General features: G+C 73.2%; 19 protein-coding genes and 2 pseudogenes. 14 read left to right on the top strand and 7 right to left on the bottom strand.

Annotated elements, in window-relative coordinates:
* Window positions 1–131 precede the first annotated feature (131 nt).
* Window positions 132–269 (top strand): hypothetical protein, encoded by a 138-nt coding sequence (locus PUR71_RS09435; protein WP_329925996.1) that lies wholly within the window; start codon window positions 132–134, stop codon window positions 267–269.
* Window positions 270–354: 85 nt separating this feature from the next.
* The gene (locus PUR71_RS09430; RefSeq protein ID WP_329925994.1) at window positions 355–909 is read left to right on the top strand and encodes an RICIN domain-containing protein; all 555 of its coding nucleotides are present in this window, start codon (window positions 355–357) and stop codon (window positions 907–909) included.
* Between the two features lie 71 nt (window positions 910–980).
* Here the strand turns inward: PUR71_RS09430 and PUR71_RS09425 are convergent, their stop codons facing one another.
* The 3 genes from PUR71_RS09425 to PUR71_RS09415 are packed head-to-tail and all read right to left on the bottom strand — an operon-like array spanning window position 981 to window position 2,701.
* Window positions 981–1,547 carry a rhodanese-like domain-containing protein gene (locus PUR71_RS09425; RefSeq protein ID WP_329925991.1) on the bottom strand — a complete coding sequence of 189 codons (567 nt, stop codon included), beginning with the start codon at window positions 1,545–1,547 and terminating at the stop codon, window positions 981–983.
* Between the two features lie 48 nt (window positions 1,548–1,595).
* Window positions 1,596–2,348, bottom strand: a complete 753-nt coding sequence (locus tag PUR71_RS09420; protein WP_329925990.1) for a sulfite exporter TauE/SafE family protein — start codon at window positions 2,346–2,348, stop codon at window positions 1,596–1,598.
* Window positions 2,345–2,701 (bottom strand): rhodanese-like domain-containing protein, encoded by a 357-nt coding sequence (locus tag PUR71_RS09415; RefSeq protein WP_329925988.1) that lies wholly within the window; start codon window positions 2,699–2,701, stop codon window positions 2,345–2,347. Before PUR71_RS09415 ends, PUR71_RS09420 begins: the two co-directional genes overlap by 4 nt.
* Before the next feature lie 358 nt (window positions 2,702–3,059).
* Between PUR71_RS09415 and PUR71_RS09410 the strand changes: the two genes are divergently transcribed.
* The 4 genes from PUR71_RS09410 (at window position 3,060) to PUR71_RS09395 (ending at window position 9,633) form a co-directional block, all read left to right on the top strand.
* The gene (locus tag PUR71_RS09410) at window positions 3,060–4,445 is read left to right on the top strand and encodes a rhodanese-like domain-containing protein (protein ID WP_329925986.1); all 1,386 of its coding nucleotides are present in this window, start codon (window positions 3,060–3,062) and stop codon (window positions 4,443–4,445) included.
* A 390-nt stretch (window positions 4,446–4,835) separates the two neighbouring features.
* Window positions 4,836–5,963 (top strand): GNAT family N-acetyltransferase, encoded by a 1,128-nt coding sequence (locus tag PUR71_RS09405; RefSeq protein ID WP_329925984.1) that lies wholly within the window; start codon window positions 4,836–4,838, stop codon window positions 5,961–5,963.
* Window positions 5,960–7,135, top strand: coding sequence for a LuxE/PaaK family acyltransferase (locus PUR71_RS09400; RefSeq protein ID WP_329925983.1), 1,176 nt, complete (start codon window positions 5,960–5,962; stop codon window positions 7,133–7,135). The genes PUR71_RS09405 and PUR71_RS09400 overlap by 4 nt, the downstream gene beginning before the upstream one ends.
* Window positions 7,132–9,633 (top strand): acyl-CoA reductase, encoded by a 2,502-nt coding sequence (locus PUR71_RS09395; RefSeq protein ID WP_329925981.1) that lies wholly within the window; start codon window positions 7,132–7,134, stop codon window positions 9,631–9,633. Before PUR71_RS09400 ends, PUR71_RS09395 begins: the two co-directional genes overlap by 4 nt.
* A gap of 108 nt (window positions 9,634–9,741) precedes the next feature.
* Here PUR71_RS09395 and PUR71_RS09390 read toward each other — a convergent pair whose 3' ends face one another.
* A complete protein-coding gene (locus tag PUR71_RS09390) occupies window positions 9,742–10,995 on the bottom strand; it encodes a phenylacetate--CoA ligase family protein (RefSeq protein ID WP_329925979.1) in 1,254 nt (417 codons plus the stop codon).
* Between the two features lie 513 nt (window positions 10,996–11,508).
* Between PUR71_RS09390 and PUR71_RS09385 the strand changes: the two are divergent.
* Window positions 11,509–11,769, top strand: a pseudogene (locus PUR71_RS09385) (helix-turn-helix domain-containing protein); the annotation flags it as partial.
* Window positions 11,770–11,969: 200 nt separating this feature from the next.
* On the top strand, window positions 11,970–12,395 hold the full coding sequence (locus tag PUR71_RS09380) for a hypothetical protein (protein WP_329925978.1): 426 nt from the start codon (window positions 11,970–11,972) through the stop codon (window positions 12,393–12,395).
* Between the two features lie 225 nt (window positions 12,396–12,620).
* Here PUR71_RS09380 and PUR71_RS09375 read toward each other — a convergent pair whose 3' ends face one another.
* Both PUR71_RS09375 and PUR71_RS09370 read right to left on the bottom strand, forming a co-directional pair.
* Window positions 12,621–13,445, bottom strand: coding sequence for a helix-turn-helix domain-containing protein (locus PUR71_RS09375; RefSeq protein WP_329925976.1), 825 nt, complete (start codon window positions 13,443–13,445; stop codon window positions 12,621–12,623).
* Between the two features lie 9 nt (window positions 13,446–13,454).
* Window positions 13,455–13,703 (bottom strand): hypothetical protein, encoded by a 249-nt coding sequence (locus PUR71_RS09370; RefSeq protein ID WP_329925974.1) that lies wholly within the window; start codon window positions 13,701–13,703, stop codon window positions 13,455–13,457.
* A gap of 906 nt (window positions 13,704–14,609) precedes the next feature.
* Here PUR71_RS09370 and PUR71_RS09365 point away from each other — a divergent pair.
* Window positions 14,610–14,819 (top strand): hypothetical protein, encoded by a 210-nt coding sequence (locus PUR71_RS09365; protein WP_329925973.1) that lies wholly within the window; start codon window positions 14,610–14,612, stop codon window positions 14,817–14,819.
* 327 nt (window positions 14,820–15,146) lie between these two features.
* Window positions 15,147–16,118, top strand: a complete 972-nt coding sequence (locus tag PUR71_RS09360) for an NAD-dependent epimerase/dehydratase family protein (protein WP_329925972.1) — start codon at window positions 15,147–15,149, stop codon at window positions 16,116–16,118.
* A gap of 325 nt (window positions 16,119–16,443) precedes the next feature.
* Here PUR71_RS09360 and PUR71_RS09355 read toward each other — a convergent pair whose 3' ends face one another.
* Window positions 16,444–17,355: a DNA-3-methyladenine glycosylase family protein gene (locus PUR71_RS09355; RefSeq protein ID WP_329925970.1), complete on the bottom strand. Its 912-nt coding sequence runs from the start codon at window positions 17,353–17,355 to the stop codon at window positions 16,444–16,446.
* Window positions 17,356–17,513: 158 nt separating this feature from the next.
* On the opposite strand from PUR71_RS09355, the gene PUR71_RS09350 reads away from it, so the two are divergent.
* The 4 genes and pseudogenes from PUR71_RS09350 to lexA all read left to right on the top strand — a co-directional run.
* Entirely contained in the window at window positions 17,514–18,194 is a 681-nt protein-coding gene (locus PUR71_RS09350; RefSeq protein WP_329925968.1) for a hypothetical protein, read from the top strand.
* Between the two features lie 13 nt (window positions 18,195–18,207).
* Window positions 18,208–19,734: a DNA polymerase Y family protein gene (locus PUR71_RS09345; protein ID WP_329925966.1), complete on the top strand. Its 1,527-nt coding sequence runs from the start codon at window positions 18,208–18,210 to the stop codon at window positions 19,732–19,734.
* Between the two features lie 59 nt (window positions 19,735–19,793).
* The gene (locus tag PUR71_RS09340; protein ID WP_329925964.1) at window positions 19,794–23,081 is read left to right on the top strand and encodes an error-prone DNA polymerase; all 3,288 of its coding nucleotides are present in this window, start codon (window positions 19,794–19,796) and stop codon (window positions 23,079–23,081) included.
* Between the two features lie 141 nt (window positions 23,082–23,222).
* A pseudogene (gene lexA / locus PUR71_RS09335) lies at window positions 23,223–23,657 on the top strand (transcriptional repressor LexA); the annotation flags it as partial.

Raw genomic sequence — 23,657 nt, 5'->3', positions numbered from 1 at the left:
GCGCGAACCTCGGGCCGAAGGGCTTGACCCATGTGATCGGTGACATGTGTCATTTCACATGCCTCCCTGAGGGTCCGTCAACGGGCGTGCAAGGGCTCGCCGTCCCCCTCTCCTCCTCCAGCCGGGTCCCTGTGCCTGCCGCACGCTCACGTCTCGCCGGATCGCTCCGGAAGCTCCTGCTCGGGGCGCTCGTCCTCGGGCTCGCCGGCACCGGCACCGCCGGTACGGCCCTCGCCCAGGGCGAGCGGCAGTCCGGGCCGGCTTCGTGAGGTGCCGGAGGGCAATCGGAAAGGGGGTGCGCCACTTGTGCCACGTCCCTTCCGGGGCGGGCCCGGAATCTCTAGCGTTGTGCGCATGACAAAACCTGGTGCGTCGGTCGCCGCCCAGCAGGCCCTCGACCAGGTGTTGGCCGCGGCCCGTGCGGGGAAGCCCGCGCTCGCGGGCGCGGCCCTCGCCGACTCGGGGCCGTTCTCCTTCCACGTCCGCGCCTACGGCGACGGTTACTGCCTCGACAACTTCGCCGGCGGCGGTGCGAAGAACTCGCCCGCCGGTTTCTGGACCCGGAACAACGGGCCCACCGAGCAGTGGCGGTGGCGCGTGTACGACGCGGGGGCCTTCTACGGGCTCGAACTCGTCAGCAACGCCTCCGGTCGCTGCCTGGACTACCCCGAGTCGTGGGGCAACACCGTGGGGGCGCAGTTCAACGTCTGCGACTGCAAGGACGGCGGCGCTCCGGGGCCGACCTTCCACCCCTACGGCAACGGCGCCGACATCTCGCTCACCTCGCCCAGGACCAGCAGCGTCGTCGCCCTCGACGGCTACTCCTCGCGCTGGCAGGGCGACGGAAGCCCGGTCGGCCTGTGGTATGCGGACACCGACAACTTCAACGCATGGCAGCGCTGGTACTGAGTCGCTCGCCGATTCCCTCCGGCCCCGGTCCGCAGCCAGCGGGCCGGGGCCGGACGGGCGTCGGGGCGGGATCAGCGCCGCAGGGTGGCGAGGGTGTCGTCGAGGGTCGGGGCGCCCGGGCGGGGGCGGTTGTGCGGGAGGCGGCCGAGCAGGTTGCCCATCGCGCAGGTGTCGCTGAGGGCGGAGAACACCAGCCCGCCGCCGACCGCCGCCGCGAGCCAGCGGGCGCCGGGGCGGACGATGTCGGCCAGGACGGCCGCGAGGACCAGCGAGCCTGCCACCAGCCGGACTTGGCGGTCCATCGCCCACACCGTGCGGGCGCCCTCCAGCCGGTTCAGCGGGTGGCCGGCGCTCGCCCAGGCGCCGGTACCGCCGACGATCGACACCGCCGGGATGCCGGCGGCCGTCAGACGCTCGCACGCGGTGGTCGCGCGCGGGCCGGAGGCGCAGGTGACGGCGAGTTCGCCGCGCGCAGCGGCCTCGCGCAGGGCGGTGAGGGCGTCGTCGAGGCGGTCGAGGGGGATGTTGAGCGCGCCGGGGATGTGGCCGGAGGCGTACTCGCCGGGGGAGCGGACGTCGATGAGGGTGAGCTGCTCCAGGCGGGGGCGGAGCTGCTCGACGGTCAGCGGCGTGGTCATGGGGCCTTCCAAGGGGGGAGTCGTGCGCGGGGGGCGGGGGGTGGAGCTTCAGTGAAGGGCAGTCACGAGCATGAGGCCTGCGACGCCCAACAGCGCGAAGGCGAAGGCCTTCTGGAGTGTCCGGCCGCCGAGGCGGTCGGCGAGCCGCTTGCCGTCCCACGCGCCGAGGATCGCGGCGCCGGTGAAGGGAGCGGCGACGCCCCAGTCGACGGCGGCGGTGGCGCCGAGCCGGGGGACGAGGGCGGCCAGGGAGTTGGCGGTGATCACCAGCAGGCTGGTGCCGACCGCCTCGGCCATCGTGAAGGCGAGGACGGACACCAGCGCGGGGACGGCGAGGAAGCCCCCGCCGACACCGAGCAGACCGGTGACGGCACCCAGGCCCGCGCCCGTCGCCGTCGAGCGGGCCGGGCCGGCGGCGGAGCGGTGCCCGGCCCCGACCTCGCGCCGCGGGGCGAGCATCCGCCAGGCGGCGAGCGCGGCCAGCACCGCGAACCCGGCGGTGAGCAGCGCGGACGGCAGGTGGGCGGAGAGCGCCCCGGCCGCGGCGGCGGCCGGCAGCCCGGCGGCGGCGAACAGGACGCCGGTGCGCCAGCGCACCCGTCCGGCCCGGGCGTGCGCGATCAGGCCGGTCAGCGAGGTGGCGGCGACGATCAGCAGGCTGGCGGTGGCGGCCCGGGCCGGGCTGAAGCCGAGCAGGTAGACGAGCGCCGGGACGGCCAGCATGCTGCCGCCGCCCCCCAGACCGCCGAGCGCCAGGCCGACGACGGCGCCGGCCGCGAGGGCGAGGATCAGGGTGGTCATATGACGAGCCCCGCGTCACCGCCCGGCGTGGTCACGGGTAGGCCCGTGTATGCCCACGCGGTCATGCCGCCGACGACGTTCAGGGCGGTGATCCCGCGCGTGACGAGCAGCTCGGCGGCCCGCTGGGACCGGTGCCCCGTGCGACAGATCGCGAGGACGGTCCGCCCCTCGCACGCGGGCGGGAGCGGGGCGCCCGCGGCCAGTGCGACGAGGGACAGGTGGACGGCACCGGGCGCGTGGCCGGCGGCGTACTCGGCAGCCTCGCGGACGTCGAGCAGGACGGCGCCGTCGCGGGCGAGGCCGTGGGCGTCGGTGGCGGTGGTCTGCCCAGGGGCGGGCGGCAGTGAAGGCATGGGCTTCTCCAGTGATGGGCGGCTGCGTCGACGGCCCCGTGCGGTTGACCGCGACGGTGGCCGGATCCCCCCTCCCGTTCACCATAGTACCCCCGGGGGTATCATCAAAGGTGTTCGGCGATACCCCTCCCGGTATTCGGTCGCGGTGGCCCCATGTCGGTTGGCATACCTAAGGGGGTATCGAGATCGTCTCGCGGTGCCACCGCTGCGCCGCCCGGGAGGTGTCCGTGTACTTCGTGAACGCGTGAGGGGCTCGCCCTGCACGGGTGGACCCCTCACGTACAGCGCACGAAATGCCCCTAAGGGTATGGCCAGATTGTCAGCCCCAACTATTCAGACCCCAACGAGGAGGCACCCCGTGATCTTCAGTCAGTATTACCTTGACTGCCTCTCCCAGGCGTCCTACCTGATCGCCGACGAGACCACCGGCCAGGCCGTGGTCGTCGACCCCCGCCGGGACGTCGACGAGTACCTCGCCGACGCCACGGCTCGCGGCCTGACCGTCGTCGGCGTCATCAACACCCACTTCCACGCCGACTTCCTCGCCGGCCATCTCGAACTCGCCTCCCGCACCGGCGCCTGGATCGGCTACGGCCGCCGTGCCGAGACCGAGTACCCCATCCGCCCCCTCGCCGACGGTGAGCGCATCTCCCTCGGTGACGTCGTCCTCCAGATCATGGAGACGCCCGGACACACCCCCGAGTCGATCAGCATCGTCGTCTACGAGCACGCGACCGACGAAGCTCCTTACGGCGTCCTCACCGGCGACGCCCTGTTCATCGGCGACGTCGGCCGCCCCGACCTGCTCGCGTCCGCCGGCGTCACCGCCGAGGACCTCGGCGCCATGCTCTACGACAGCGTCCACCGCAAGCTCATGGCCCTGCCCGACGAGGTCCGCGTCTTCCCGGCCCACGGTGCCGGCTCCGCCTGCGGCAAGAACCTCTCCACCGAGAAGCAGTCCACCATCGGCACGCAGCGCCTGACCAACTACGCCTGCCAGCCCATGGACCAGGAAGCGTTCGTCCGCATCGTCACCGCCGGTCAGCCCGCCGCCCCCGCCTACTTCGGCCACGACGCCGCCCTCAACCGGCAGGACCACCCGCTCCTCGACCGCTCGAACGCCGACCGCCCCCTGTGCCCCGAGGGCTTCAAGGAAGTCCGCACCGAAGGCGCCGTCGTCCTCGACACCCGCAGCCCCCAGGAGTTCGGCGCGGGACACATCCGCGGCGCCATCAACGTCCCCATCGACGGCCGCTTCGCCGAACAGGCCGGGACCGTCCTCACCCCTGACAGCACCATCGCGATCATCGCGCCGCAGGACCGCGAGGACGAGGTCATCACCCGCCTCGCCCGCATCGGCTTCGACCGCATCGCCGGCTACCTGCGCAGCCCCGGCAGCGCCCTGCCCGCCCTGGCCGACGAGGTCACCCCGGCCAGCCGTCTCACCGCCGACCAGCTCCGGACCGCGCTCGCCGGCGAGCAGCCCCCCACCGTCCTGGACGTGCGCAGCTGCGGTGAACGCGAAGCAGGATTCATCGAAGGATCCCTGCACATCACCCTGGCCGACCTCCCCCGCCGCCTGAGCGAGATCCCCACCGACCGCCCCCTGGTCGTCCACTGCGCCAGCGGCCACCGCTCCTCCATCGCGGCCAGCCTGCTGCGCCACCACGGTCACACCGACACCTCCGACCTTCTCGGTGGCTACAACGCCTGGCACACCCTCACGCACCCCGATCGAGGCTGAGCCCATGGGCGAAGGCGATGCCCATCGCTTCGCCGAGACGTCTGCGGGGCGCCGGCTCAGTGGTTGAAGCCCGTGCACTGCCTCAGCGGCGGCCGTTCCCGTCGACGCTGCGAGAGCCCTGACGATCAGTCGGCGAACCGCCGGACAACGTTCAGCGGAAGTTCATTGGTTCAATTTCGTACGCATTTCGTGTGCTTGTGATTCTCGTCGCATCCACCCCTCCTGACGGCCTTTTAGCACGGTGGCGGTCCGGCGCACCGATGCGTGAGCGTTACTGTGGTGGAGCGGCAACGTGGCTGCTCGGACCGGGCACGCCTACTTGCGACTCAAGTTTCTTTCGTGGTGCGCACGCGATGAACCGTGTTCGCGCCGCCCTTTGGGAGAGGCGACTTGTCCCTCGAATTCATCCCGGCCCGTCTTGATGACGTGGACGGTCTGTTGACGCTCTACCGCCAGGTGTACGGGCGGAGCTACGCGCTGCCGCTCGGCACCGACCCCGAGGTGATGGCCCGTGAGATCGCGGCCCCGGACACCACCTGGCTGGTGGCCCGGGAGCCCGGCGGCGACCGGCTGCTCGGGTCCATCCTCGGCACGGTCGACCCGGCCGCGCGGATCGGCAAGCTGCAGGGTCTGGTGATCCATCCCGACGCCCGTGGGCTCGGTGGGGCCAATCTCGCCGTACAGCAGCTCGCCGACCAGCTGCTGACGGGCGACCACCCGGTCGACTCCGTGTACGCGACCGCCCGGACCGACACCACCGCCCCGCAGCGCATCTGCCTGAAGTCCGGCTTCCGCGCGCTCGGCGTGCTGCCGAACCTGCGCAAGGCCGCCTGGCACGAGACCATGGTGCTGCTGGCCAAGCACCGCTCGGGCGTACTGGAGCAGCGGCTTCCGGTGTACAAGGTCCCGTCCGCGCTCGGCGGGCTGGTACGGGCGCTGGCGGACGTGCCGGGGCCCGCGCAGCGACCGGAGCCCGTGAACGAGCCGCTGCCCAGGCCGAGGAAGGGCGGGATCGCCGTCCGGGAGCTGGAGTTCATCGACGCACCGGCCTTCGTGAGCCGCCGGTTCGGCGGGCTGGGGGAGTGCTTCTACCCGTTCCACGAACCGAACGTCATGCTCTCCGCCGCCGACGGCGCCTACGAGGTGTACGCGCACCTCAGCCCCGCCGACGGATACTGCACGCTGATCGGCATCGAGCTCGCGGAGATCGGCGAGGACCTCGACACCATCACCGACCGGCTGGCCGCGCACGGCGCCCGGTACATCGAGGCCCTGGTGCCGCTGGACAGTTACCACTCGCTGCGCCGGCTGCTCGGGCACGGCTTCCTGCCGGTGGCGGCCTACCCCGCGATGCGCCGGGAGGCCGAGGGTTTCCGCGACTACGTGGTGCTGGCCCGGATCCTGCAGCCGCTGGACTTCCGGGGCCTGGCCATCGACGCCGCATTCCAGCCGTTCACCGAGCAGTACATCGAGCTGTGGAAGCAACAGCACCTCGACACCCACGGGATATTCCAATGAACAAGTACCTCCAACCGGTCTCGGCACCGGACCCCGAAGCACTCGCCCGCGTACAGCAGCTGGCCGACCTGGCCGAGCCGTACCGCGCCGGGGACGACGTGGACGCCCTGTTCACGGCGGCGATGAACGAGATCAACGCCTGGCACGCCGAGCGCTCGCCCTACTACGGCAGGCTGTGGGCGGCCGAGGGGCACACCCTGGAGTCCATCGAGGAGCTCCACCGACTGCCGTTCGTGCACGCCAACTTCTTCAAGCTGCACGAGGTGCTGTCGCTGCCGCGCGAGGAGACGCTGCTGACCCTGACCTCGTCCGGCACGACCGGCCAGAAGTCGCAGATGGCCTTCGACGACTTCACCCTGCGCAACGGCCAGCGGATGGTCGCCCGGGTCTTCGACCACTACGGCTGGATCAAGTCCGAAGGCGACGAACCGGTCAACTACCTGCTCTCCAACTACCAGCCCCGGCCGGGCCTGAACCTCGGCACCTCGTTCACCGACGAGTACCTGTGCCACTTCGCACCCGTCCGCTCGGTCGAGTACGCGCTCAAGCACACCGGCAGCGGCCACGAGTTCGACCCGTTCGGCTGCGTCCGCGCGCTGATCCGCTTCGCCGAGGAGGGCGCGCCGGTCCGGATCCTCGGCTTCCCCGCCTTCCTCTCCTTCACGCTGGACCGGATGCGCGAACTCGGGCTGCCGCCGCTCCAGTTGAACCCGGAGTCGCTGGTGGTCTTCGGCGGCGGCTGGAAGGGCAACGCGGACAAGCAGGTCGCCAAACCGGAGCTGTACCGGCGCATCCACGAGCAGCTCGGCATCCCGGACGAGCGGATCCGCGACGGCTACGGCGCGGTGGAGCACTCCGTCCTGCACATGGAGTGCCCCAACCACCGTCTGCACGTCCCGGTCTGGGCCCGCCAGCTGGTCCGCGACGTGCGCACGCTCCAGCCGCTGCCGTACGGCGAGAGCGGCTACCCCCAGTTCGTCTCGCCGTACATCACCTCGGTGCCGGCCCAGTCCGTGCTGATGGGCGACCTGGTCACCCAGCACGCGCCGGAGGAGTGCGGCTGCGGCCTGCCCACGCCCTGGTTCGAGGTGCACGGGCGGGCCGGGCTCAGCCGCAACCGCAGCTGCGCCGTCGCCGCCGCCGAACTGCTCAAGACCGAGGGGAAGAAGTGACTCAGCACTACTGGCAGGGCACGTGGGTCGACGACGCGGAGGCGGCGGCCCGCCTGGAGCGCCTCGACGAGTACGCCGCCGGCGCGCTGGCCGAGCGGCTCAGCCCGATCACCGTGATCGCCGCGTGCGAGCGCCTGGCCGTCGCGCTGGCCGACCCGGCGAGCGAGCACGCCGTCCGGCTGGCGGGTCTGCTGCGCGAGGCGGGCGTGCCCGAGGACGAGACCTCGCGGACGATGCGCGACCTGACCGAGGCGCTGTCCCGGGAGGAGCTGGAGGTCAAGCTCACCCGCGAACTCGGCGGCATCGACCCCGGGCGGCTGGCGCGCTTCGACTTCCGCCGGGAGATCTTCGAGGGCTGGCTGCCGGTCGGCCTGCTGGTGCACATCGCGCCGGGCAACGCCCCCGCCGCCGGGGCGCTCACCGTGGTCGAGGGCCTGCTCGCGGGCAACCTCAACGTCGTCAAGACCAGCGGCGAGGGGCGGTTCACCCATGAACTGCTCGCCACCCTGGCGGAGTTCGACGCCACTGGAGCGATCGCCCGGCAGGTCGTGGTGCTCGGCTTCCCGTCCTCGCGCACCGACTGGCTCCAGCGACTGTGCGCGGCTGCCGACGCCGTCGCCGCCTGGGGCGGCGAGGAGGCCATCGCCTCGATCGCCGCGCTGATACCCGCCGGCTGCCGGCTGGTCGACTGGGGACCGAAGCTCTCCTTCGCGTATCTGACGGCCGATGCCTGGTCCGCCCCCGAGATGCTGGACGGCATCGCCGACGACATCTGCCGCCTCGAACAGCAGGCCTGCGCCAGCCCGCAGGTGGTCTACCTGGACACCGAGGACGAGGACGAACTCTTCGCCTTCGCCGAGCGGTTCGCCGCCGTGCTCGCGGCCCGCGCACCCGCCCCGCACGACCGGGAGCTGCTGGAGAGCGCCGAGATCACCAACACCGTCCTGGTGGCCCGGCTGGAGGAGCACCTCGGGCTCACCAAGGTGCATGCCGCTCCCGACGCGAGCTGGCACGTGCTCGCCGACACCCGCAGCGCGCTGCGTGCCTCGCCGCTGCACCGCACGGTCTGGGTCAAGCCGCTGCCGCGCAAGCGGATCGCCGAGGTGCTGCGCCCGATGCGCCGCTACCTGCAGACCGCCGGGATCGGCGCGAGCCGCACCGACACCGCGGAGCTGGCCGGCGCCGTGCTGGCGGCGGGCGTCCAGCGGGTGACGGTGCCCGGCGGAATGCTCGGCAGCTACGACGGTGAGCCGCACGACGGCGTGTACGCGCTGCAGCGATACAGCCGCCGGGTGGACGTCCAGCTGGACGGGCGGTTCACCGGCGACGCCTGCCTGGACGACCTGGTCGGTGCGCGTGAACTCACGCCCCCGGCGGTCGCGGTGACCGTCAAGACCGACTTCGAGCAGTTGCAGACCGACCTCAGCCGTGCGGAGGTCTTCTTCCGCAGCGGCGGCAGCTCCGGCGCGCCCAAGCTCTCCGCGTTCAGCTGGGACGACTACCACGAGCACATGCGCTCCGGCGCGGAGGGCCTGCTGGCGGCCGGGTTCGACCCGCGGACCGACCGGGCGATGAACCTCTTCTTCGGCGGGCAGCTGTACGGCGGGTTCTCCAGCTTCTTCTCGGTGCTGGAGACGCTCGGGGCGGTCCAGTACCCGATGATGGCGCAGGACGACCACGCGGCGGTCGCCCGGTCGGTGGTCGAGCACCGGGTCAACACCCTGTTCGGCATGCCGAACTACCTGCTGCGGGTCTTCACCGAGGGCGCGGACCTGCTGCGCGAGTACCGCGGTGTGCGCAAGCTGTTCTACGGCGGCGAGCACTTCCCGGCACGCCAGCGTGAGTGGCTGCGCGAGGAGTTCGGGGTCGAGCTGGTGCGCGCCGGCGCGTACGGCAGCGTGGACGCGGGCCCGCTCGGCTACCAGTGCCCGCAGGCGCCGGACCGGGTGTACCACCTGTTCAGCGGACTGCACACGCTGGAGATCCTCGACCGTGAGGCGGACCGGCCGGCGCCGGCGGGTGAGGCCGGACGGCTGGTGTTCACCGCGCACACCCGACGCGGGCAGCGGCTGGACCGGTACGAGATCGGTGACCTCGGGCGCTGGCTGACCGAGGACTGCCCGTGCGGTCGGCGCACCCCGCGTTTCGAACTGCTGGGGCGCTTCGGCGACATCTTCCGCAGCGGCAGCCACTTCCTCAACTACCGGCGGTTCGTCCAGGTGGCGGAGGAACGGCTGGAGCACCACGGTGCGCTGCAGATCCTGCTGGACGAGGACGACGCCGCCAACGAGACGCTGACTGTCCGGCTGGAGGGCCGGCCGCAGGACGGGCCGGGCCTCCGGGAATTCCTGGAGGGGTACCCGGACCTCGCGGCGGCGGTGGAGCGGGACCGGCTGGTGGAGCTGCGCGTGGAACGCGTACCGGCCGCGGACTTCGCGCAGACGGCGGCGAGCGGGAAGCTGTTGGCGGTCGTGGACCGACGGTCCAGGAACCGCTGACGTTCCGGAAGGCGCGCAGGAACCGCGCGCCGGCCATGCAGCATCCCAAGCCGCATGGCCGGTCGCGCGGTTCCTCGCGTTCCTGCCGGTCCGCCGTGGGCCCGGACGTCAGTTCGCGCGCTGGTCGACGAGACGGATCAGCTTGCCCGTGCGCGGGTTGATGTCCAGACCGTCCGGGCCGACCCACTCGAAGGCGAGCGGGTGGATGTTCCCCTTCCGCACTTCCGCGCCGAACATCGGTCGGGCCTCGTCCAGCACCGCGACCAACTCCCGCTCGAAGTCGGCCGACCGGGCCGGGCCGGCCAGCCGCAGGAGCAGTTCGTCCTTGGCCTCGCGGTGCCGGAGCACGACCTGCAGGTCGCCGACCGCACCCTGCCGGTCGGCCCGGGCGGCCATGGCGCGCAGGTCCTCCAGGTAGACGGTGACCACGCCCACCCGGGCACCCTCCTCGGAACGGCCGAGCAGCCGGAAGCGGCGCCGCGGGTAGTCGACCCACTCGGCGATGTCGCCGACCGGGTAGCGGATCACCGGCATCAGGCGACGCACCAGGTCGGTGGCGATGACCCGGCCCGGACGGCCCTCCTCGGTGATCGGCTCGCCGCTCTCGGGGTCGAGCAGCTCGATCACCTTGTCGGTGCCGAACACCTCGTGCACCCGGGTGTCCGGCTCGTCCGCCACCGGCCCGGCCAGGATGCCCGCGTCCACGCTGGCGTAGCCGATCGAACGGACCCGCGCGTTCGGGAAGGCGGCGGCCATGAGCGCCAACTGGTCGCCGTAGAAGGCCTCTCCGGCGAACAGCGCCAGCCGGACCTGCGGCAGCGTCCCCACGGTCTCGGCCACCTGGCGGGCCAGCCGGCACAGCGAGGTCGGCGGCGCGGAGATCACCGTGGCGCGGAAGTCGCGCAGGGTCTCGATGGTGAAGTCCAGCGGCGCCGCACCGCCGATCGGCAGCTGCACCACCGGGACCGGCGCCTCCTGGAAGGCGTTGAGGGTGAAGACGAAGCTGGAGTACAGCTCCCCGGCGTAGAACAGATTGGCCACCCGGTCGCCCGCGCGCACCCCGGCGGCGGGCAGCCCGTCGGCGAAGCGCCGGGCCATCGCACGCCACTCGTCGCGGGTGTAGACCGAGACGCGCGGTGCGCCGGTGGTGCCGCCGGTCTTGAAGACGATGCCGTCCTGGTGCGGGCCGGTGAGCAGATCGCTGCGCTCGATGCCGTGGGCGCCCCAGTAGGCGGTGTGGTCGATCAGCGGGAGCGCTGACAGGTCGGCGACGTCGCCGGGCAGTCCGGCGTAGAGGTCGCGGTAGAAGGGCGAGTGCTCGCGCACATGGGCCAGGAGATCGGCCAGCTGAGGGTCAGTCATGTCATCCAAACCTGCGATGGGATTACCAGGTGATCGTAACCGCATCGTCGCGGGTCGGGGCCGCCGCGCCTCCCGCGCGGCAACCCGGACCACAGGGACAACGGGGCAGGGATCCTGATCGCAGAGGAGACCGGCGACGAGAACTCCCCACCGAAGCAGTCAGTGCCGGCCCGTGAAGTCGCACGCCGCTGTCATGGACACCAGCAGACTGAGGTTGCCAGGCCTTCGCCGGGCCGGCCTGCGGCAGAGGCACGAACTCCGTCAGGCCCTCGGCCTGGAGCCGGGTCGGCCGCTGGCCTCAGCCGATCCGGAAGGTGGCCGACACGATCTGGAAGTAGCGATTGGCCTCGTCGAGCCGACCGGTCGGCGCGGAGACCCAGAAGTCGTAGCTGCGGCCCTGCTCCCCGTGACGGGTGATCCCCGAGATTCTCGGCCGCCGGGGGCGTGGACGCCAATTTCCGGGGAGATCTCACCTTGTTCCCGTGCCCGCCGGGTCGGCGTCCCGCAGCGGGCGGTGAGGCCGGTGTCCTGGCGAAGGGATCACCGGGGCGTCCCAGGCTCAGCGAGTCACAGATCGCCAGGCTGGAACGGGAGTTGGAGCGAGGCCCGCTGGTCCACGGCTGGGAGGACCAGCGGTGGACGCTCGCGCGGGTCAAGATGCCGATCGGCCGCCTGTTCCGCGTGAGCTACACGGTGGAGGGGACCTGGCAGCTGCTGAAGCGGCACGGCTGGTCCTGGCAGCAGCCGGCCCGCCGGGCGATCGAACGTGACGATGCGCGTTCCACGGCCTGCAGCCGGATCCGCTCCCTCGCGGCCCTCCCGGCGTCGGTCAGGCCACCGCCCTGCGTATCTCACGGTCCATGGCCATCTGGTCCGTGAAGCCGCCGCCCTGGATGAAGCCGGGGATCACGCGGTGGAAAGATTGTCCGGAGGTACATGAACATGCGTGGACGGAACGGGAGCGGGAAGAGGAAATGATCTACCGCGCACTCGACTACCAGCTGACCTGCTGCACGTGCGGTCATGACGTGACGGGCTCGCGCGGCCAGCAGATCGTGGCCGAGGAGTTCGGCTGGTTCGACGAATGGCAGTGCGAGAACTGCGGTCTGGTCAGTGACGACTACGGCGGCGGGCCCGGGCGGGAGGACGTCAGGCAAGGTCTGCTGGCGACGTTCGGAGGATTCCGGCCCCGGCTCGTGGACGGCCGGGACGGGACCGTCGCGGCGGCCCGCCGCCTGCGGGAGATCCTCGACTACAGCCCGGCCGAGGCGATCGGCAGGCTGAAGGCGGCGAAGGCCGGGGAACCCCTCGGAACCGCCGTCGAAGTCGAAGCCCTCGTGCAGGCACTTCGCCGGGACGGTTACGCCTACGAGACGGTCGCCGCCGGATCGGAGGACTGAGCAACCGGATCCGCCGCGCGGCGAGCACACCGCTCCCTGCCGCGCGGCGTAACGGCCGATCGCCCGACCCCTCGGTCGCCTACAGCCAGGCCGCCCGTAGCCGACCGCGCCAGCCCGGAGGCCGGAACGCCCGGCTCGCGAGAAGAGAAGACCGAGACTCGCGAGCGGGCTTTCAGGTGTGGTGCAGCCGACGGCGGCCGCACCACAGAACGTGATCTCCTCCTTCTACTGGGCCCGCTCGGCCGGCCGTTGCGGGGGCCGCACCTGCGGGGGAACGGCCGGCGGTCGCGAGCGCCACCGCCGGAGCGGGACTGGGACGTCCACAGCCGCGGCCGGCTCCCGGGCCAGGACATCGCCGGCGGCGCGGCCGATCGACTCCCTCAGCCACAGGATCTCCGCCTCGGCCTCGGCGAGCCGCTCCTCGACCTCGGACAGCCATCCGCCGCCGTCACGCCCGTAGGCCACGCGCCGCAGCGCCTCGACCCACTCGGTCTCCTCCTCGGAGGTGGCCCCGCAGGCCCGGACGAACTCGACGAGGATCCTCTCCGTGCAGTCCCGTTCGCCCGCCAGCACCCCGTGCAAGGTGCTCTTCGGCAGTCGGCTGACTCCGTCGCGCACGGCCCGCGCCTCCAGTTCCCGCAGGGACGGGCTCCCGGAACGCAGCCACAGCCGCTTCATCTCGACGTACAGCTCGGCGCGGTCCGTGACGTACCGCAGGGCCCGCCCCGCGGTCGTCACGCTCGCCGCGCCCCGGCCCCGCTTGCGGCGTCCAGGCCGGTTGGCGTCGGCACGCAGCCACAACCGCTCCGCGGTGCGCACCGACCCGCCGCAGGCCCGGGTGTAGGCCTCGGTGACCCGCCACGTCGGGACCGAGCGGCCCTCGTCGGCCCGGGAGAGGGTGGCGATGGACACGGGCAGCGAGAGCTCGATGGTCTTCTGCGCCATCTGGCTGTAGGTGAGGCCGGAGCGCTTGCGCAGCGTGCGAAGCCACTGCGCAAGCGCCCCGGTTTCCTTGACCTGCTCAGCCAGGGCGCTGTTCAGGCGCCCCACCGCGCTCTCCTAGCGGGTCCGGCGGGTGCTGAACGCCTCGACCAGGCGCCGGACCAGCTCGACGCCGAGCAGGCCGGCGGTGGCCAGGGTGGTCACGACGGTCTGCGCCGCCATGCCCTGCGCGGTGAGCGCGGTGGTGAGGAGGAGGACGACGACCACGAGCACCGCGGCCGTGACCGGCACCTGGGTGCCGGCCGCCGTCTGGCCCTCCACGCACGCCGCGGACGCGACGCTCTTGTTGGTGTGCTTCTTTCGCAAATCGGTCTCCCTACGTGGTTGCCACTCGACAGGGGGCCCACACGACGCCCGCCCGGCCTTCCAGAGCCGAGCGGGATGGGCTCCCATCGCACAGATTCGTTGGTCCCGTAGGGACAGTCCAGTCGCTCCAGACCCGGTTTCTCGCCCTGTCCCACTGTAAGTTGAGACGCCGTCAGCAAAGAATCCCAGCTCACAGCACTCAACCCGCCGGCTGCCCGAGAACCCGTAACGGCAACTTCGTCCGAGCACGCCGGGACGACGGAGCTTGCTTCGGGGCGGCCGAGGCGCGATTCTCGGGACTACCAAGCGGGGCTGGACACAAGGCCCGCGCGGTAGCGGGCGCGCCCAAGCGCGCGACGCGTGACACGGGATGGGAGGACGGGAATGAACGCCACACACCAGAAGCCATCAGCGCGGCCGGAATCCCGCCAGCAGTCCCCACCAGTCCGCGCACGCGGCCGGCCCCATGCCGTCCGCACGGCGCTCCCATGTTCCGACATGCGGCCCCAGCACGCCCACACGCCGCAGCACGCGACAGTGCTCGCCCCGCCATGCCAGCTCCGGCGGCATAGGCCCTCACATCGCCATGTCCGCATGCCCTCGGGGCATCCATCCCGGACATAGAGCGCCCTCCCCTGCCCACGAGCAGGGCCTCCCTACGCGGTCTCCCCGGCCGTTGCCACTCGACACACATAGGGGAACCGGCTTGCCTTGTTCCAGCAGGGCCGGCCAGGTGCGGAACTCCGCACCGAAACCAACGCCAGGACGTCCGGCCGGCCGCCACAGCCTCGTGCCCACGCGGCCGGCCGGACATCCCGGCACCCTCGCCAAAACCGCCAACGCCCCACCGCAACCGGCAGGAACGCCCTAATCTGAGAACCTGCCGACCAGCACCAGGAGAACGCGATGCGGATGGTGTTCGACCCCGCCGAAGCCGACGGGCTGCGCGCCGCCGCGCGCGACGCGGCGATGGAGGACCCGACCCTGGCCTACGTCCTGGCCGACCTGGCCGACCGCGGCGTCGACCTGAACGGCTGCCGCACCTGGGACGACATCAAGGCCGAACGCGGCCTGGCCGAGGACACCCCCGCCCCCGGAGAGCCGCGCGTTGCCTGACCGTCAGCCCCGCCGCGCCACCATCCTCTTCCACGAGGTTGCCGAGCGGCAGCTCGCCGAGATGGACGACGCCGGGCTCGCCCGCCTCGGCCCGCACCTGGACACCATCGCGCGGGAACCGAGAGCCGCCGGTGTCCAGGCGCGTCCCGACAGCCCCGTGCGCGACTACGACGAGGACGGAGTCCGCATCGCATTCGTTCCCCCGGAAGGACCGGCCGGGCAGGGGTCTGGAACTGCGGTCCGGGCGAGCTCTGCGGCAACGACGGGTCCCGGTCGGTTCCGCGCCGGGCCCTGGCCGGGTCGGCGCGGAACTGGGACCATGGCTCGATGCGCATACTGATCATGGGCGGGACCCGCTTCGTCGGCCTGCACTTCGCCCGGGCCGCGCTCGCCGCCGGACACGACGTCACCGTGCTCCACCGCGGCAAGTCCGGTCCCGATCTCCTTCCGGACGCCACCCACCTCATCGCCGACCGCGACGCGGACCTGTCCCCGCTGCGCGGCCTCCGCTGGGACGCCACCGTCGACGTCAGCGCGTACTTCCCGCGCCAGGTGCGGCAGTTGGCCGCCGCCCTCGATGATCCCGGCGCCGCCGGGCACTACCTGCTGGTCTCCTCCATGGCCGTCTACGACACCCCCGCCGCCCCGGGGTTCACCGAGGACTCCCCGCTGCTGCCCGCCGACGGTCCCGAGGCCGAGGAGATCACCGCCGACAGCTACGGCGTCCTCAAGGTGCAGTGCGAGCTGGCCGCGCGCCGGTGCTTCGGTCCGGACGTGCTGCTGGTGCGTCCGACCTATGTGATCGGCCCGGAGGACTACACCCACCGCTTCGACCACTGGGTGCAACGGCTCGCCCGGGGCGGCGAAGTGCTGGCCCCGGGGCGGCCCGAGGACCCGCTCCAGGTGGTCGACGCCCGCGACCTCGCCGACTGGATGCTCGCCCTGCTCACCCGCCGCGCCTCCGGCGCCTACCATCCGGCGACGCCCCCGCCCTCCAGCATGGGCGACCTGCTGGAGGCCGTCGCCTCCGCCGTCGCCCCACCCGGCACCACGCTCACCTGGGTGGCCGACGACTTCTTGCGGGCCTGCGACATCCCGGCCCGCGCGCTGCCGCTGTGGACCACCGACCCGCACTCCCGGGCCACCCGCACCGCCGACCCCGCCGCCGCCCTCGCCACCGGACTCAACCTCCGCCCCGTCGCGGACACCGCCCGCGACATCAAACCCTTCGACCCCCTGCCCGCAGCCCTGACCCCGGAGCAGGAAGCCGCCCTGCTCACCGCCTGGCACCGCCGCTGATCATGCTCCTGGTAGCCCCTCCATCCGGCCCTGAGCGGGCACGGGGACGGTGGGTGTGGGCATGGCGGGGATCCGGACCAAGGTGACGAACAGGCGGTCGGCCACCCGGCAGTGGCCGCGTCTGGTCTACAGAACCGCGCCAGCGGTCGCAAACGGGTTCCCCGGGGCGTCAATCCGCCGTTCCCGCGACTTCCGGTGGTCCTGGCGCGCGAAGGCCTGCCCGGACCGGCCGACGTGACCGGTCACCCGGCGGCCGGCCGCCGGCCGATCACCGAGCTGGAGCGGCGAGATGGTGAAGCGACGAGAGGCGGCCGGCGCCGCTCGGTCACCTGTGGCGGTGGTCGTTGGGGGCGAGGCGTGGTCCGAAGCGCGGGGCCCGGGTTCCGGTGGCCCGGATCAGCCGGCATACCCGGTGACGCTGGCCGGCGTACGGTTCCAGGAGTTCGAGCATCTGCTCGTCGGTGCTGCGGGCGCGGCCGGTGAGCGCGTAGCCGATGTGGTTGGCGAGGTGGTAGTCGCCGACGGAGACGGCGTCCGGGTCGCCGTTGCTGCGCTGCAGGGTCTCGGCCGCGGTCCAGATGCCGATGCCGGGCACGGTCATGAGCCGCTCGAACGCGTCCGCGCTGGTCATGGTGGAGGCTTCTTCGAGCCGGGGTGCGAGGCGTACGGCGCGGGCGATGGTGGCCGCTCGTTTCGGGTCGACGCCCGCCTTGTGCCACTCCCAGCTGGGGATCAGGGCCCACTCCCTGGCGGAGGGCATCACCCGCAGCTCGGGCCGGGGCCCGGGCGCAGGAGCACCGAACCTCCGGACGAGGTAGCGCCACCCGCGGTAGGCCTCGGTCACGGTGACCTTCTGCTCCAGTACCGCCGGGATGAGGGAGTCCATCACGAGCCCGCTCCTGCCCAGTCGCAGATCGGGGTTGCGGCGCTGGACCTCGCGCAGCGGCCCGGGCGGCAGGACGAGACGCTCGGGCTCGTCGTCGGCGCCGAGCAGCGCGGGCAGCTGCTCCAGGAGCCAGTCGGCGCCCGGGCCCCACGCGGTCGCGGCGATCTCCCCGCCGCAGGGGCGGACGGCGATGCGGACGGTGCCGACGCCGGCCGGCGTGCGGAAGGCCCGCCACAGGACGCCCGCCTCCCAGGCCGACACCGGATCGCCGCCGCCGCGGAAGAGCGGCCCGAGGATCCGGGCGAGGTCGAGCGGGTAGTGCGGACGCCAGGTGCGCACGAGCGGCTCCATGGCGTTCGGTTTCCTCTCAGAGCTTCGCCGCCGACCGCGGCGCGCCGAACGATACCCCATCCACGCCTCTCGTGACCTGCAGTAATGCCACTCACTCGAACGAGTGACCGATTTCCTTTTGGCTTCCCTTTCTCGCTCAGATGTTCGATTCTTGGGGTGTGGAGGCAACACTCGCCGCACTGGCACCCCAGCTCCAGTTGTCCCGTCCCGGGCCGCTGGTGCCGGTGCTGCCCGCCCTCCGGGACCTCCTGCCCGAACGCGGCCTGCGGCCGGGCGCCGTCGTGTCGGTGACCGGCGGCGGCACCGCACTGCTCCTGGCCCTCGCGGCCGCGGCGTCGTCGACCGGTACGTGGTGTGCCGCGCTCGGATTCGACGGGCTCGGCCTGCTCGCGGCCGCCGAGCTCGGCGTCGACCTGTCGCACCTGGTCGTGGTGGAGGATCCGGGCGAGCACTGGGCGGAGACCGCGCTCGCCCTGGCCGACGGCTTCGGTCTGCTGCTGCTGCGCGGAACGCCGCCGGGCCCGCTGCGCGAGCGGCTGGCCACGGTGGCGCGCCGCAGCGGGTGCGCGGTGGTGGTGTCCGGGGACTGGCCGGGGGCGCGGGTGCGGCTGCGGGTGGTCTCGCGGGCGTGGACCGGGCTGGGGGCCGGGCGCGGACGGCTGCGGGCGCGGCGGATGTCGGTGTCCGCCGGCGGGCGGGGCGCGGCGGCGCGCGAGCGGAGGATGGAGCTGTGGCTGCCGGACACGCAGGGCGCCGTGCGGGCCGCCGGGCCGGCCGTGTCGGGGGCCGGGGCGGACCGGGCGGCGCCGGCCGGCCGGGGCCCGCTGGCGGTGGTCTGAGATGGGCGAGGGCGTGACGCGAGTGCTCGTCGGGTGGATCCCCGACTGGCCGGTGGTCGCGGTGCTCGGCGCGGAGCCGGATCCGGGACGGCTCGCCGCTGTGGCCGAGCGCGCGCGGATCCTGGCCGCGAGCGGCGCCGCGCGCGCGGCCGGCGTCCGGGGCGGCCAGAAGGTGCGCTCGGCGCAGGCGCTCGTTGCGGATCTGGAGGTCTTCGAGCGCGACCTGGACGCCGAGGCGAAGGCCTTCGAGCCGGTCGCGGACGCGGTCGGCGCGCTGGCCGCGCACTTGGAGGTCGTGCGGCCCGGTGTGCTGGCGCTGGCGGCCGCGGGCGCGGCGCGCTTCCACGGGGGAGAGGAGGTGCTGGCCGAGCGGGTGATGGACGCGGTGGAGGCGATCGGGCACCCGTGCCGGGTGGGCATCGCCGACGGGCTGTTCGCGGCGCGCCTGGCGGCCCGCGCGCAGCGGATCGTCCCCGCGGGCGAGAGCGCCCGGTTCCTGGCGGCGCACCCGGTGGCGGAGCTGGGCGACGGCCGGCTGGCCGACCTGCTGGGCCGGCTCGGGCTGGTGACGCTCGGCCAGTTCGCCGCACTGCCGGCCGCGAGCGTGGCGGAGCGCTTCGGCCACGACGGCGTGCTCGCGCATCGCCTGGCCCGCGGGCTTGAGGCCCGGCCGGTCGTGGCCCGGCCCCCGGGCGCGGACCTGACGGTCGAGGAGCGCTTCGAGCAGCCGGTCATGCTCGCCGAGCCGCTGGCGTTCACGGCCCGCGGCCTGGCGCAGCGGCTGCACGCGGGCCTGGCCGGTGCGGGACTGGCGTGCGAGCGCGTCGAGGTGGAAGTCGAGTGCGCGGATGGCACCACCGCCTCCCGGGCCTGGCGCCACGAAGGCGTGCTGTCGGTGGGCGCGGTTGCCGACCGGGTGCGCTGGCAGCTGCAGGCCTGGCAGCAACGTGCCGTCTTCGACGAGGACGCCGGCGGGGTGGTGGCGCTGCGGCTGCTCCCGGACGGCCTGGTGCGTGACCCGGGCCGCCAGCTCTCCCTCGAGGACGGCGACCAGGAGACGCGCGCCCGCGCGGAGCGGGCCATCGCGCGGGTGCAGGCGATCCTCGGCCACCACGCCCCGGTCACCGTCGAGCTGGCAGGCGGCCGCGCCCCCGCCGACCGGGTGGTGCGCACCCCCTGGGGCGATGCCCACCGGGAGCGGCGCGCCGACGGGCCGTGGCCCGGCCGCCTGCCCGCACCCTCACCCACCCACGTCCCGGCCCGCCCACGGCCGGTGCGGCTGCTGGACGCCGACGGCCGCGACGTCCAGGTCAGCGCCCGCGCCGAGATCCACCATGCCCCGGTACACCTGGTGCTCGGCCCCGACGACACCGCGCGGGTGACCGGCTGGGCCGGGCCCTGGCCGGAGCAGGAACGCTGGTGGGACCCCGAGGAAGCCCGGCGCACCGCCCGCCTGCAGGTCACCGTCGAGGACGGGCGGGCCTTACTGCTCGCCGTCACCGCCGGGCGCTGGCACCTCGAAGGCGACTACGACACCTGACCCCGCCGGCCCCGGTACCGGGACCCGGCCCACCACGAAGCAACACCAGGACACGCAGGATGGGATTCAACAGCCACCACGACCTCCCCTGGGCCGAGCTGCACCGGCGCATGACCGGCAGCCACCCCGCCCGGCACGAGGGCGAGCGCACCGTGCTCCCGTTCCCCGGCCCGCCACCGCGCCCCGAACCGGCCCCACCACGTACCGGCGGCCGCGGCGGGCCCGGCTGGGCCGAACTGCACGTCCACTCCACCTACAGCTTCCTCGACGGCGCCAGCGACCCCGCCGACCTCGTCGCCGAGGCCGCCCGCCTGGGCACCGAAACCCTCGCCATCACCGACCACGACGGCCTCTACGCAGCCGCCGTCTTCGCCGCCGAGGCCCGCCGCGCCGGCATCGGCACCGTCTTCGGCGCCGAACTGACCCTGGACGCGGCCCTCGCCCCCACCGGGGTCCCCGACCAGGACGGCGAACACCTGCTCGTCCTCGCCCGCGGCCCCGAGGGCTACCGCCGCCTCGCCAGGACCATCGGCGACGCCCACCTCACCGGCGCCGGCAAACGCCGCCCCCGCTACGACACCGACCACCTCACCAACGCCCACGGCGGCCACTGGGCGATCCTCACCGGCTGCCGCAAAGGCGCCGTACGCCGCGCCCTCGACACCGAAGGCCCCACCGGCGCCGAACGCGAACTGCACACCCTCGCCGACCGCTTCGGCCCCGACAACCTCTACATCGAGCTGACCGACCACCAACTGCCCGGCGACGACGACCGCAACACCGCCCTCGCCCACCTGGCCCACCGCCTCGACCTCACCGTCGTGGCCACCACCGCAGCCCACCACGCCACCCCGGCCCAGCTACGCCTGGCCCAGACCCTCGCCGCGCTGCGCCAGGGCCGCTCGCTCGCCGACGCAGAGCCCTTCCTCGCCGCCGCCGGCACGGCGCACCTGCGCTCGGCGGCCGAGATGGCCATCCGCCTCGCACCCTGGCCGGGCGTCCAGCGCAACACCGTCGACCTCGCCCGCGCCTGCGCCTTCGACTTCCGCACCCTCAACCCCGAGCTCCCCGGATTCCCGGTGCCGGCCGGCCACACCGAGTCCAGCTGGCTGCGCGAGCTCACCCAGCGCGCCGCCACGCACCGCTTCGCCCCCGGCAACGAGCAGGCCCGCCGCCAGATCGCCTACGAGCTCGACGTGATCGAGCAGCTCGGCATGGCCGGCTACTTCCTGATCGTCCACGACATCGTCGACTTCTGCCGCCGCAGCGGCATCTGGTGCCAGGGCCGCGGCTCGGCCGCCAACTCCGCCGTCTGCTACGCCCTCGGCATCACCGCCGTCGACCCGATCCACTACGGCCTGCTCTTCGAGCGCTTCCTGTCGCCCGAGCGGGACGGACCGCCGGACATCGACCTCGACATCGAGCACCGGCGCCGCGAGGAGGCCATCCAGTACGTCTACGAGCGCTACGGCCGCGACCACGCCGCCCAGGTCGCCAACGTCATCACCTACCAGCCCCGCCTCGCCGTACGCGACGCCGCCCGCGCGCTCGGCTACGCCACCGGCGACCTCGACCGCTTCGCCAAGGAGACCGGCTGGCACGAGATGCCGCCACCGGACGCACCCGTGCCGGCCGACGTGCGCGAGCTCGCCGGGCACCTGCGCGGCCTGCCCCGCCACCTCGGCATCCACTCCGGCGGCATGGTCCTCACCCGCCGCCCAGTCGCCGAGACCTGCCCCACCGAGTGGGCCACCATGCCAGGGCGCAGCGTCCTGCAATGGGACAAGGACTCCGTCGCCGAAGCGGGCCTGGTCAAGATCGACCTGCTCGGCCTCGGCATGCTCTCCGCCCTCCACGACACCTGCGACCTGATCGAGCGCCACCACGGCATCCGCTACGACCTCGCCACCATCCCCCCGGACGACCCCGCCGTCTACGACATGCTCTGCCGTGCCGACACCGTCGGCGTGTTCCAAGTCGAATCCCGCGCCCAGGCCAGCGCGCTGCCCCGCCTGCGCCCGCGCCGCTTCTACGACCTCGTGGTCCAGGTCGCCCTCATCCGCCCCGGACCCATCCAGGGCGGATCCGTCCACCCCTACATCGCCCGCCGCAACGGCCGCGAGAGGGCCGACATCCCCCACCCGCTGATGGAACGCGCCCTGAAGAAGACCCTCGGCGTCCCCCTGTTCCAGGAACAGATGATGCAACTCGCCATCGACTGCGCCGGCTTCACCCCCGCGGAGGCCGACAAGCTCCGCCAGGCGATGGGCGCCAAGCGCTCCCACGAACGCGTCGCCGAACTACGCGAGCGCCTGCTCGCCGGCATGGCCGAGCGCGGCATCCCCACCGAGGTCGCCGAGGACGTCTACGGCAAGATCGACGCCTTCTCCTCCTACGGCTTCCCCGAGAGCCACGCCGCGAGCTTCGCCCTGCTCGTGTACGCGAGCGCCTGGCTCAAGCACCACTACCCCGAGGCGTTCACCTGCGCGCTGCTGGCCAACCAGCCGATGGGTTTCTACGCCCCGCTCACCCTCATCGCCGACGCCAAGCGCCACGGCGTCACCGTGCTGCCCGTCGACGTCAACCACAGCGCCGCCGCCCCCACCCTCGAAGACGCCGCCCCCGATGGCGGGGGAGCGGCGGGCGCCCGGCCGGCGATCCGCCTCGGCCTCGCGGCTGTGCGCGGCCTCGGCGACGACCAGGCCGAAGCGATCGCGGCCCACCGGCCCTACACCGACCTCGAGGACTTCGCCCGCCGCACCGCCCTGCCCGCCCCGCTCCTCGAAGCCCTCGCCACCGCGGGCGCCTTCACCAGCCTCGGCGTCACCCGCCGTCAGGCCCTGTGGTCCGCCGGCCTGCTCGCCCGCACCACCGACGCCATGCTGCCCGGCACCGCCCCCGCGCTCACCGCCCCGCCCGGCCTGCCCGAGATGACCACCGTCGAGGAGACCATCGCCGACCTGTGGGCCACCGGCGCCTCCGCCACCACCCACCCCGTCCAGCACGCCCGCCCGCACCTGGAGCGCTGCGGAGCCATGACCTGCGCCGACTTCAAGCACGGCGCCACCCCCGGAACGATGGTCGCCGTCGGCGGCCTCGTCACCCACCGCCAGCGCCCGCCCACCGCAGGCGGCGTCCTGTTCATCTCCCTGGAAGACGAGACCGGCCTCGTCAACATCATCTGCCAGCCCCACGTCTGGGAACGCCAACGCCGCGTCGCCCTCGGCAACGCCGGCCTGCTCGTCCACGGCACCGCCGAACGACGCGACGGCGCGGTCAACCTCGTCGCCACCCGCCTCACCCCGCTCACCCTCGCCCCCGGCGCCCGGAGCAGGGACTTCCGATGACCGCCCCGCACACCCCACGACCGGCATCCGGCCAGGCCAGGCCAGGCCAGGCCAGCGGCCCGGACACCCTTGTCGCACCGCGCGGGATACAGTCACCCACCGAACGATCGGGAGGGCACCATGGCCGACACCACCCCGACCCGCTCCCGCGGCGGCCGGCCCAAAGGCGTCCGCACCGACGAGGCCGGGCTCACCGAGCGCCAGCGCCGCGTCATCGAGGTCATCCGGGATTCCGTCCAGCGCCGGGGCTACCCGCCGTCCATGCGCGAGATCGGCCAGGCCGTCGGCCTGTCCAGCACCTCCTCGGTCGCCCACCAGGTCAAGGCCCTGGAGCGCAAGGGCATCCTGTACCGCGACCCGCACCGCCCCCGCGCCTACCGCGTCTGGGACGATCACCAGACCGACACCACCCCCGGCCCCGCCGTCTCGAATGTGCCGCTGGTCGGCCGGATCGCCGCCGGCGGTCCGATCCTGGCCGAGCAGACGGTCGAGGACGTCTTCCCGCTGCCGCGCCAGTTGGTCGGCGAGGGCGAGCTGTTCGCGCTCACCGTGCGCGGCGACTCGATGATCGAGGCC

The sequence above is a fragment of the Streptomyces sp. SP17BM10 genome, assembly GCF_036322405.1.
Taxonomy (GTDB): Bacteria; Actinomycetota; Actinomycetes; order Streptomycetales; family Streptomycetaceae; genus Kitasatospora.
Note: the sequence above shows the minus strand (reverse complement) of the source record. Positions and strands in the feature narration are given on the sequence as shown.